This window comes from Marinospirillum sp. (genome assembly GCF_014859565.1).
On sequence record NZ_JACUUA010000122.1, the window covers coordinates 1 to 10,786 of the forward strand.

The window sequence follows — 10,786 nt, forward strand, 5'->3', positions numbered from 1 at the left end:
ACTGGTGCTGGTGCATCACGGCGGGGGTGATGCAGAACAACTGCTGGCACTGGCGGATGAAATTGTGACCAGTGTGCAGGCGCGTTTTGGTGTATTGCTGGAACGTGAACCGGAAGTGGTGGGTTGTCAGTGACCCGCTGTGGTGACTTGCATGGAGAAGCATCAATGAATAGACCTTCGGCTTCGAAACTGATACCCAAAACACTGCTGCTGGTATTGCTGCTGTTCAGCACTCTATTGCAAGCACAAACCCTGATGCGCCCTGTACAAGACCTGGCAGGCCAGTTGTTGTTTTTTTATGATGCTGATAACCGCTTGACACTGAATGACTTGCTGGCCAAAGAGCAGGCATTTATCCCTCTGGACGGTGATCTGAACCTGGGGTATCAGCCCGGTACCGCCTGGTTAAAATTCACACTGACCAACCACTACGACCGAACCTATGAAGGTTGGCTGGAGGTTCGTCCTGCACATCTGGATCATGTGATTCTTTATCAGCCAGCAGGGAATAAGCAGTGGCGAGTTGAAATTCAAGGTGACAATAGCCGCTGGGCTCATCGCAGTGTGCAGCATCGTACTTCAGTGTTTGAGTTGCGTCTGGACGCCGGTGAGACGCGTACCTGGTACCTGCAGATTCAGACCACCAGTAACCTGGCAGCCAGCCTGCGTATCTGGGAACCGGAAGCCATGACCCGTCACCTTGGACGTGAAATGCTCATGATGGGTGGTTTTCTGGTGGCGGCCCTGTTGTTGGCGCTGATTAATGCGATGCAGTCAGTGGTGATGAGGGAACGCATTTATGGCATTTATGCTGCCTACCTGATGGCTTTGGCCCTGTTTCTTTCAATGACTGAAGGCATTGCCCACTTTTTACTGGCCTGGGATCAGCCGCTACGTGCAGAGCCCTGGATCAGTTTGTTGCACAGTCTGTTGATTCTGCTGACCTGGTGGTTACTGCGTGATCTGGTGCAGCTGCAGCGGCATTATTCCCGACTGGATCGATGGCTCTGGGTGTTTCATGGTGTGCTGTTGTTCCTGGGTTTGATGGCCATTGCTGGAGGATGGGACGCCTGGTTGAAGCCCTGGTTGTGGCAGGTGTTTATGTTGCAGGTGATGTTTAACCTGTTGCTGGCCATCTGGCTGGCGGTGCGCGGCAATCGGGCAGCCCGTTTTTACTTGCTGGCGTTTGGCCCGCTGATGCTGGCTGCACTGGTGACCATTTTTGGGCTGCTGGGACTGATCGAGCTGAAGTTCTGGAACAATGCCTTATCGATTGCCGGTAGCCTGGTGCACATGCTGTTGATGCAACTGACAGTAAATGATCGTGTGTATGCTGCCAAGCGGGCTTATGAAAAGGCTCGTGATGAGGCTTTGAACCGGGCGCTGGAAGAAGAGCAGCAAGCGGGTTTGGACCAACAGCAATTCCTGCGGCGTGTGGCCCATGAGTTTCGTACACCGCTGGCAGCCATCCAGTCAGCCAATGAACTGTTGAGTGTCACGGGTGGCAATAACCCTGAACTATTGTCCAGAAGCCTGGAGCACCAGCGCCAGTCGCTGGATAAACTCACACAACTGGTCGACAAGGCGCTGCAACTGGAGAACTTTGAACGTCTGCAATGGCGCCGTGATGTGGCGCAGATTGAATGTCGCCCCCTGGTGCAGAAGGTTTTGAGCCAGCTGAAACCCCTGATTCAGCAACGCCAGACCCAGGTTGAGCAGGACATCAGCGGCAGTCTGGCCGGTGATCCGCAGCTGCTGGAAACCCTGCTGCTGCAATTGCTCGACAATGCCTTGCGGCACAACCCACCGGGTAGAACCCTGAGAATTGATGGTCAGGCCTTGCCGGGTCTTTATCGCCTGATGGTCTGGGATAACGGCCTAGGCATTCCGGTGGCAGATCAACAGCGTATTTTCGGCAAGTTCCAGCGCGGTGCCGAAGTGACCGAGTCTGGTTTGGGTATGGGGCTGCATGTTGCCGAGCGCATTGCACGTCTGCATGGCGGACAGCTACTTTTGGAGAGTGAGCCAGGGCAAGGCAGTTGTTTTATTGTTGAATTGCCGGATGTGGGGCCGGAACAGTACAAAAAACGGAGCGAAGCATGACTGCAACACACCTGCTGGTGGTGGAAGATGATTTTCACCTGCGTGAACTGATCCGAGAGTATTTACAGGTCTACGGGCATCAGGTCAGCGTGGCTGAAAGTGGCGAAACCTTTCGTCAGCAGTGGGCCGCACACCGGTTTGACCTGATTTTGCTGGATCTGAACCTGCCCGATGCTGACGGCCTGGAACTGCTGGCTGAATTGCGCCGACAAAGTGATGTTCCCGTGTTCATCGTATCAGCCCGCATCGATGAACCCAGCCGCATTCGGGGGCTGGAGCTGGGTGCCGATGACTACATTGTCAAACCTTTCAGCGCCAGAGAACTGGAGCTGCGGGTGCGTAATACCCTGCGCCGTAATACTGCTACTCAGACATCCTGTTTCACGGGCTGGACACTGAATGCCGAGAGTTTTTGTATGACGCATCATGATGGGCGTCAGGAGCACCTGACCAAAGCGGAGTTTACCCTGTTGAAGCTGCTGGTGGCTGCCGGTGGCTCACTGGTGCCTCGTGATGAATTGTTTCGCCAGCTGGAGCGCGAAGCGGGTGTGAATAGTCTGGAAACGATCACCTCACTGATCTATCGCCTGCGCCGCAAAATGGGCTGCAATAAAGATAACAATCCTATCATTACCCAGTCAGGTGTTGGGTATCGCATTTTGTTGGATAAAAACTGAACAAAAACCATAAAAAAGCACTGTATCCATTTTTTGTTCAGTTTTACTTCAGGACTTGTCTATTTGTAACTGCTTAACATATCTCCCCAAAGCACTTTTCTGGCCGCAGGTGTTGCACCTGCCAGCTACCACATTGTTGTGGGGAGAACACCATGAACACCATTTTTCGTCTTGTCTGGAATGCATCCAAAGGGATGTGGCAGGTAGCCAGTGAGCTGAGCAGCAGTCGAACACGACAGAAAATCAGACGTTCGGGGCACACTCTCTTGGCTGCAGGTAGTTTGTTACTGGTGAGTAGCCAGTTATTTGCCAATAGCCTGCCATCGGGTGGACAGGTCACTCTGGGTCAGGGGCAGATCAACCAGCAATCCGGTCATATGGTGATTGATCAGTCCAGCAATAAAATGGCCATCGATTGGCAGAGTTTTTCCATCGGAAAAGGCAATAGCGTTACATTCAATCAACCAGGGCGAGATGCTGTAGCACTGAATCGGGTCATTGGTTCTGATGTATCCAGTATCCAGGGTGCATTAAATGCCAATGGCCAGGTATTTCTGATCAATCCAAACGGTGTGGTTTTTTCCACCACGGCACAGATTAATGTGGGTGGATTGGTTGCCTCCACCCTCAACATCAGCAATGAAGATTTTGCTGCCGGTCGTTACCGGTTTGAAGGTGATAGCAATGCAGCAATAATTAATCAGGGACAGATTCAAGTAGACGAAGGCGGTTATGTTGCGCTGATTGCTGCAAGCATTGAAAACACAGGCAGCATTACTGCCAGTCAGGGTAGTGTGTTGTTGGGTGCTGGTCGAAGGGTACTCCTGGATCTGGGAGGCCCGGTCAAGCTGGAAATTGAAGAGGCTGCCATTGATGCCCTGATTGAACAGGGCGGTGCCATTCGCGCTGATAGCGGTACAGTTCTGCTGACTGCTCAGGCAGCTGGAGAACTGACCCGCACCGTGATCAATCACACCGGTACCACTGAAGCACGAACCCTCAGCCGGGATCACGGCACGGGCACCATCAAGCTCCTGGGCGGCATGGACCATGACCGAATTGATGTGGCCGGTCGCCTGGATGCCAGCGCACCCAATGGCGGCGATGGCGGGTTTATCGAGACCAGTGCTGCGAAAGTACAAATAGCTGCAGACGTGCAAATAACCACTCTCACTGATCAGGGGCAGGCAGGTACCTGGTTGATTGATCCGACGGATTTCACCATCAGCAAGGGGGATGGTATTCAGAGTGCTTCTGGCATAGGTGCAACAACACTGCAAAACAACCTTGCAACGACTTCTGTTGAAATTCAGACCGTAGCAGCAGGTTCCGAGCGAGGTAATATCAATGTGGATGCCGATGTACAGTGGGCTGAGAATAAGCTGACCCTAACCGCACATGGCGATATTTTGATCAACGCCACGCTCACTGCAACTGGTTCAGCTGAGCTTGCTCTGAATCATGGCTGGAATGGCAATGCTGCCAGTCCGACCTACGGTAATAACAACAGCCATTTGATCGTGCATGGACGTGTCGACCTGTCTGAAGCTTTTGCAAATACCCTTGCCATTAATGGTCAAAATTACACCATCTTGCGTAACCAGTCAGAAGTGGCAAGCATGAGCAGTGGTTTGAATGGTCACTATGTATTGGGTGGGAATCTTGATTTCTCTGGTAGCTGGACACCGATAGGAACCTTTACCGGGCGTTTTGATGGCCTGGGTAACCAGATTCATGACTTGGTTGTGAACCACAATGCATCGGGTGCGGGGCTGTTTGGTAATACCAATGGGGCGGCCCTGTCCAACCTGCGGTTGGTGGGTGTAAATGTTACCAATTCAGGTGGTGGCGTGGGGGCACTTGTTGGTAATGCCACTAATACTAGCGTTAATAATGTACACGCCAGCGGAGCAGTAACGTCTACAAGGGCGGCCGATGCGGCTGCAGATGCCGGTGGTTTGGTTGGTTATCAGGTCGGCGGCACGATTCACCTCAGTAGTACCGATGTTGAAGTTACTGCAAATGGAAGAAATGTCGGCGGCCTAGTGGGTGATGCGACCTCATCAACAAAAATTGAAAACTCCTTTGCTTTGGGTAATGTTAAAACATTGGGTAATCAAGGAAATGTCGGCGGCCTTGTAGGGGCATTGCGAAACGGTAGTAGCATTTCAAATTCATATGCCAAAGGGGATGTGGCAGCTCAATTGAACAATACGGCAGGAGGCAGTCAAGTTACTGGTGTCGGTGGCCTTGTAGGAGAGATACGTAATACTGATGCCACTGTCACCAATAGCTATGCAAGCGGAATCGTTACCACGACAGGCACAGGCGACCCTAAAGGTGGTCTGATCGGAAAAAATGCTCAAGGTGATGGCTCTAATGTTGTAACTAGCTATTGGGTTAATGGTTTATCCACAAGTGCTGGCGGAACACAAATAACGAGCAATGAGACTAACGCTTCAAGTTATGGCTTCAGCGACTTTGGGTCTAACTGGGTCATGCTTGAAGGTTATGCGACCCCTTTCCTTAAAGCTCAGGGCAGTGATGCGTTGATGCTGAATCGAAACTTAGTGTTTGAGTCAGCAATAGACTTAACACTGAATCAAAATTTCAATAGTGTATCCGTTTTGGGTGAGGCAACGTTGACGCTGAAAGCACAGCGGGATGTGGTGTTTGCTCCTGGCAGAGCTGTAACCTCATCCGGCGGGCAGCTGAATCTGGTGCTATGGTCGGATAGTGACGGTAATGACAGCGGCGGGATCTTGTTTGATACGGGGTCAGCTATTTTAACCCGAAATGGTCATCTCTGGATGGGTGGTGGTGCTGGCAGTACGAGCTGGAATGGACTGACAGTTGGAAACTCCTATGCTGCCAATCTGAATACATCCATTGCTGATCCCGCCGTTAATGATACCTATGCGGGCATCAATGTGATTGGAGCCACGCTGAATGCCGGAAGTGGCGATCTATACATGTCGGGCAAGAGTTTTCAGACAACCTATCGTTTTGGGGTGGGTGCACGCTTTAATGGTGGTAATACCATCACCGCCAATAACATCACCATTCATGGTATCGGCTCGTCAAACGCTGCGACAGCAGGGGATACCAATCGTGGTAACTGGGGGGTAGGTATCGAAAATACCACCATGAATGCAACAGGTGATATCCATATTGAAGGTCAAGGTGGTGGACAAAGTGCGGGGTCTAATGGCGGTCAAAATCATGGCATTCGCATGGATGCAAACTCACATTTAACTGCAAGTGGTGCAGGAAATATCACCCTGATTGGTGCAGGTGGAGGTAATGCCAGCATTACAGCAAACACTGATAATGATGGTATCAGGCTCGACGGAGGTAAGCTGACCACCGCAAGCGGTGAAATTACCCTGCAGGGTACGGCAGGTTTGCATGGAAGCTCGGAGGGCGTGAATCTAAACTCAGGAAATGTAAACAACCTGATCCAAAGTACAGAAGGTGGTGATATAACAATCATCGCTGATACCCTCACTATATCCAGCAATCAAAGACTTGCCTCGACAGGACATCTGGTGGTTAAACCACTGAGCACGTCCACGGGCATTGGTATCGGTGGTGCAGCGGGGAGCTTGCAGTTGGCATCCAGCTATCTTGATACCAACTTTGTTAACGGCTTCTCCAATATCATTATTGGTAGTGAGACAGCCGGTAATATCACGGTTGGCGGTTCGACCACCTATCGTGACAACCTGACATTAAAAACCGCTGGTGATATCACCATGAATGCCAGCTCCAGCCTGACCGGTGCTTCAGGTGAAGATGCCTCACTGGTTTTCTGGGCCGATGCGGATGGTTCGGGGGCAGGTTCGATTTATCTGATGGATGGCTCCTCCATCACCACCAATGGTGGCCATCTCTGGATGGGTGGTGGTTCTGGCTCTATTACCTGGAACGGGCTGACAGTAGGTGATGGTTATGCCATGGCGGGCACAACGCACACCGGACTAAACGTTTCCGGGTTGGTGAATGGTATCTCCATTGATAGAAGCAACATCAATACACAAGGTGGAGATATTGCTCTCAAGGGTAAAAGTGTCAATCAGCGCAGTGGCATTTACATTGAATCGAGCCTGCTGGATTCAGCTACTGGCGATATCAATGTTTCTGGTATCAGCAATAACAGTGCAGGTGGTGGCTGGCGATATGGTGTACTGTTGGGTACGTTAGTCAGTGGTAACACCCTTGCAATGCGATCGACTACGGGTGATATCACCATTAACGGTGTCTCGTCCGGAACGACAGGAAACCACGGTGCCGGTGTTGGACTTTATTCCTTCAATCAACCCAATACGTTGGTATCGATTGAGTCAGTCAGTGGTGATATTCACGTTACGGGCGCTGCAAACGCTGTTCATGACGGTCATTATGGTGGCATCTTCTTTTTTGGGAGCGATGGCACAGAGCGGATTGTTTCGCAAAGTGGTCACATCACCCTGACAGGTACCTCGACCAACCCACTTGTGGCTGGGATCAATGTCCACCCTGGCAACACTACCAGCAGCATCGGTTTTGATGGTACCCATGCCTTCACAGGTGATATCACGCTCGATTCCAACACTTTTATCAACTTTGAAGGAGCCGTCACGGCCAACAGGCTGAACCTGTTGGGTTCAGGTGTGAACTACACGCTGCAGAACACGCAAAACAACGTCAATGTATTGACCGCCCATACGGGGAGTGTGAGTTTCACGAACAGTGGCGCACTTGAGTTAGGCCATATCTCTACTAGCGGTAAAATGGATATTGCGACTCAAACCGGTAACCTGACCATTAATGGCAACCTTGCGTCTGGTTCTTCGGCAGCCGACGCCATTATCCTGAATGCAGGGCGGGGTGTTGCAGCTGGAACAGCCAGCGGCGGTAATACCATCCATCAGATTGGCAAGATCACCACCGGTGCTGGCGGACGCGCTGTGCTTTATACCGGTAGCGTAGCTGGCAGCAGTGGTGTCACGGATCTGGTGGGTTCTGGTTCGGGCAATTTCCGCTATAACAGTAATGCTACAACGACTCAGTACACTACAGCCTTGGGCAGCTCGGGCCTTTATGCCATTTACCGTGAACAGCCGACAGTTACTGTCACAGCCCGTGATGACAACAAAATCACAGATGCAACTCCTTATTCAGGCGGCAATGGTGTTGATATAACTGGGTTGGTTAATGGTGATGCTGAGTCGGTTCTGACGGGTGCGCTGGTGTATTCGGGTGACAGCCAGGGAGCTATAGAAGAAGGCAGTTATGTCTTGACGCCAGGCGGTTTGAGCAATGGTCTGGGATATGCTGTTGCTTTTGCAGATGGCACTTTGCAGATTACTGCAGCTCCACCGGTGACACCGCCGCCATTACCACCTTCTGAACCAGAAGCAACACCCTCTGAACCAGAAGCATCAGCCGTTGAAGTGCCAACGCAACCGCTTGAAACCACACGTACGCTGGTCAGTCAGGTGAACCAGCCTGCTGGCATCCTTTCCTCTGATCAGCGTCTTCAGTTAAATCCAGATGGCTCAGGTCTGGATCAGGCTGTGATGCTGGCCACTCAACGTGGTGGTGAAATGCCAACTGGTATTCGCCGCGTGGCGGATCAACGCGTCGGCACCATGGAAGTGGTGGAGGTGAATACTCGCGAGCTGGTTGCTGAAGAAATCAGCAGTGCAGATCTGGATCGTATTTTACTGGCTCAGGCACGTCAGCCTGGTCAGCAGCGCATTTTTCTGGTTGATGGTGGTGTGAATGCAGCAGAAGGCGGTGATGATGAATAAGTTGAATGCTTGCATCAAACCGCTGGTTGTCAGCTTTTTCCCTTTGACCTTGCTGGCAGCAGGTATTGCACAGGCACAGACGACACCGGATACCGGCCGTGTATTGCAGCAGTTGCCTGCACCGGTGGTGGCTCCTCTGCCAGAGCATGATACCGGCCTGGCTATTGAAGCGGCACCCCTGACCGAGTTGCCGCCGGGTGGTGATCAGCTGTTACTCGGTGGTGTGGCTTTTTCAGGTAACACGCGTTTCAGTGATGAGGAGCTGCTGGTTCTGTTGGCGGATGCCTTGGGGCAGTCTCTGGATCTGGCTGGTTTGCAGTCCCTGGCGAATCGGATCAGTGAGCATTACCGTCGTCAGGGCTACCCCTTTGCACGTGCTTATTTGCCGCCTCAGGAAGTGGCTGATGGTGGTGTATTGCAGATCCGTGTGCTGGAAGGGCGTTATGGGCAAGTCAAGGTAGAAGGTGATCCGGAACAGGTGGAAGGTTTAACACCCTATCTTGCGCCGCTGCAGCCGGGCGAACTGATTGATGCAGCACAGATGGAACGATCCATACTGTTGATGAGTGATCTGCCGGGCAGTCGTGTGGCTCCAATCATGCGACCGGGGCAGCAGCGTGGTGAAGGTGATCTGGTAGTGAGGGCGCTGGATGAGCCTCGGTATCATCTCGAGCTGGGGCTGGATAACCATGGTAACCGTTATACCGGTAACTGGCGAACTCATGCAGAGATACGCGCCAATCGTCTGTTGGTGATGGGTGATGAGCTGGCCTTGCGAGGCATGTACACCGAAGAGGGCATGTGGCTGGGTCGTCTGAGTTGGTCAAGGCCGCTGGGTGTATCCGGTTTGCGTGGCCAGGTCAGTGCAGCGCGAACAGATTATGAGCTGGGGCGTGAGCTGGCTTCCAGCGGCATCCGTGGTCAGGCTGATGTGTTTGGGGTGACAGTGACTTATCCACTGCATCGCAGTCAGCAATCCAACTTGCTGTTGTCGGGTGGTTATCAGTACAAGGCGCTGGACACTTATATCCCCTCGCTGGGAAACGACGAAAAAAGCAGCCATGCCTTGCCACTGACGTTACAGTTTGATCGCCGTGATGCCTGGGGTGGGGGTGGCCTGTTTTATGGCAGTCTGAGTTGGACACCTGGCCATCTGACACTGGATGCTGCTGATGCGGACTCACTGAATACTGCTGGTTTGTTTCACAAGGTGAGCCTGGAGTTGACCAGACTGCAGCGTATTGATGAGCGTTATACCCTGTTTGGACGTCTGGCCAGTCAATGGACCAGTGGTAATCTGGACTCCTCGGAAGGCTTCTCCCTGGGCGGTGCCAACGCTGTGCGTGCTTACCCCTCGGGTGAAGCGGCCGGTGATCTGGGTTGGTTCGTTCAGTCGGAGCTGCGTTACAGCCTGACGGAGCAATGGACACCCTACCTGTTTGTTGATGCTGGCGGTGTGCGTGTGAATGCGAGTCCTACAGTCAGTTCCGGTGATCCGAGTCGTCATTTGTCTGGTGCCGGTCCGGGTGTGCGTTTCAGTCAGGGGCGCTGGAGCTTTGATACCTCACTGGCCTGGCGTATCAGCGGCGAAGAGGCAGAGGCTGAGGGCAAGGACCGCAACCTCCACTTCTGGTTTTCGACCACTTACCAGTTTGCAGCACCTGTGACGCCCTGGCAGGAGCGTATGACGGAGCGGCCGTTATTGCCTGAGGTTGTCTCAACTCCTGCAGTTGCTGCGATAGAGGTGGAGGATGCTGGCCGGCCAGATATGGATCAGCAGGCTGTTCTTCTGGCGGGTGTGTTGTTTTCACTGGATGCCTGGGCCAATGCCTGGCGTGACCGTGACCCCGCTGGTTATCTGATCCTTTATGCAGAGACCTTTCGCTCTGCTGATGGTTTGGATCCTGCTCGATGGGAAAGGCAACGTTATGTGCGCCTGTCACAACCTGATTTTATCGAGCTGGAATTGAAGAGCCTGGTAGTGGTGTTTGAAGGTGATCAGCGGGCGATTGCAACATTTGACCAAGGTTATGAATCCAATCGCTATTCCAGCCGTGTGCGTAAGGAGCTGGTATTGGAACATAACCCTTATGCTGGCTGGTTGATCGTCTCCGAGCGAATTCTGGCGCGTTATTGATGTGGTTCGGGTTCACCCAACAGCAAATCCCGGTGAACCTCGGCCAGGCGTTTGAGTTCCTGCCATACTGCTTC

Annotated in this window: 5 protein-coding genes; all 5 read left to right on the forward strand. The window is 52.5% G+C overall.

Features of this window, described 5'->3' with window-relative positions:
- Positions 1-10 precede the first annotated feature (10 nt).
- The 5 genes from IBX50_RS13455 to IBX50_RS13475 all read left to right on the forward strand — a co-directional run bounded on the left by IBX50_RS13455 (position 11) and on the right by IBX50_RS13475 (position 10,712).
- Positions 11-133, forward strand: coding sequence for a hypothetical protein (locus tag IBX50_RS13455; RefSeq protein WP_366930727.1), 123 nt, complete (start codon positions 11-13; stop codon positions 131-133).
- A gap of 32 nt (positions 134-165) precedes the next feature.
- Entirely contained in the window at positions 166-2,103 is a 1,938-nt protein-coding gene (locus IBX50_RS13460) for a sensor histidine kinase (RefSeq protein WP_292256631.1), read from the forward strand.
- Positions 2,100-2,780: a response regulator transcription factor gene (locus IBX50_RS13465; RefSeq protein ID WP_292256633.1), complete on the forward strand. Its 681-nt coding sequence runs from the start codon at positions 2,100-2,102 to the stop codon at positions 2,778-2,780. Before IBX50_RS13460 ends, IBX50_RS13465 begins: the two co-directional genes overlap by 4 nt.
- 152 nt (positions 2,781-2,932) lie before the next feature.
- Entirely contained in the window at positions 2,933-8,575 is a 5,643-nt protein-coding gene (locus IBX50_RS13470; RefSeq protein WP_292256634.1) for a filamentous hemagglutinin N-terminal domain-containing protein, read from the forward strand.
- The gene (locus tag IBX50_RS13475) at positions 8,565-10,712 is read left to right on the forward strand and encodes a ShlB/FhaC/HecB family hemolysin secretion/activation protein (protein WP_292256636.1); all 2,148 of its coding nucleotides are present in this window, start codon (positions 8,565-8,567) and stop codon (positions 10,710-10,712) included. The genes IBX50_RS13470 and IBX50_RS13475 overlap by 11 nt, the downstream gene beginning before the upstream one ends.
- Positions 10,713-10,786 lie beyond the last annotated feature (74 nt).

Bases quoted from the DNA above. Each gene is read 5' to 3' on its own strand.
- IBX50_RS13460 (WP_292256631.1), top strand. From the start codon at position 166: ATGAATAGACCTTCGGCTTCGAAACTGATACCCAAAACACTGCTGCTG.
- IBX50_RS13465 (WP_292256633.1), top strand. From the start codon at position 2,100: ATGACTGCAACACACCTGCTGGTGGTGGAAGATGATTTTCACCTGCGT.
- IBX50_RS13470 (WP_292256634.1), top strand. From the start codon at position 2,933: ATGAACACCATTTTTCGTCTTGTCTGGAATGCATCCAAAGGGATGTGG.
- IBX50_RS13475 (WP_292256636.1), top strand. From the start codon at position 8,565: ATGATGAATAAGTTGAATGCTTGCATCAAACCGCTGGTTGTCAGCTTT.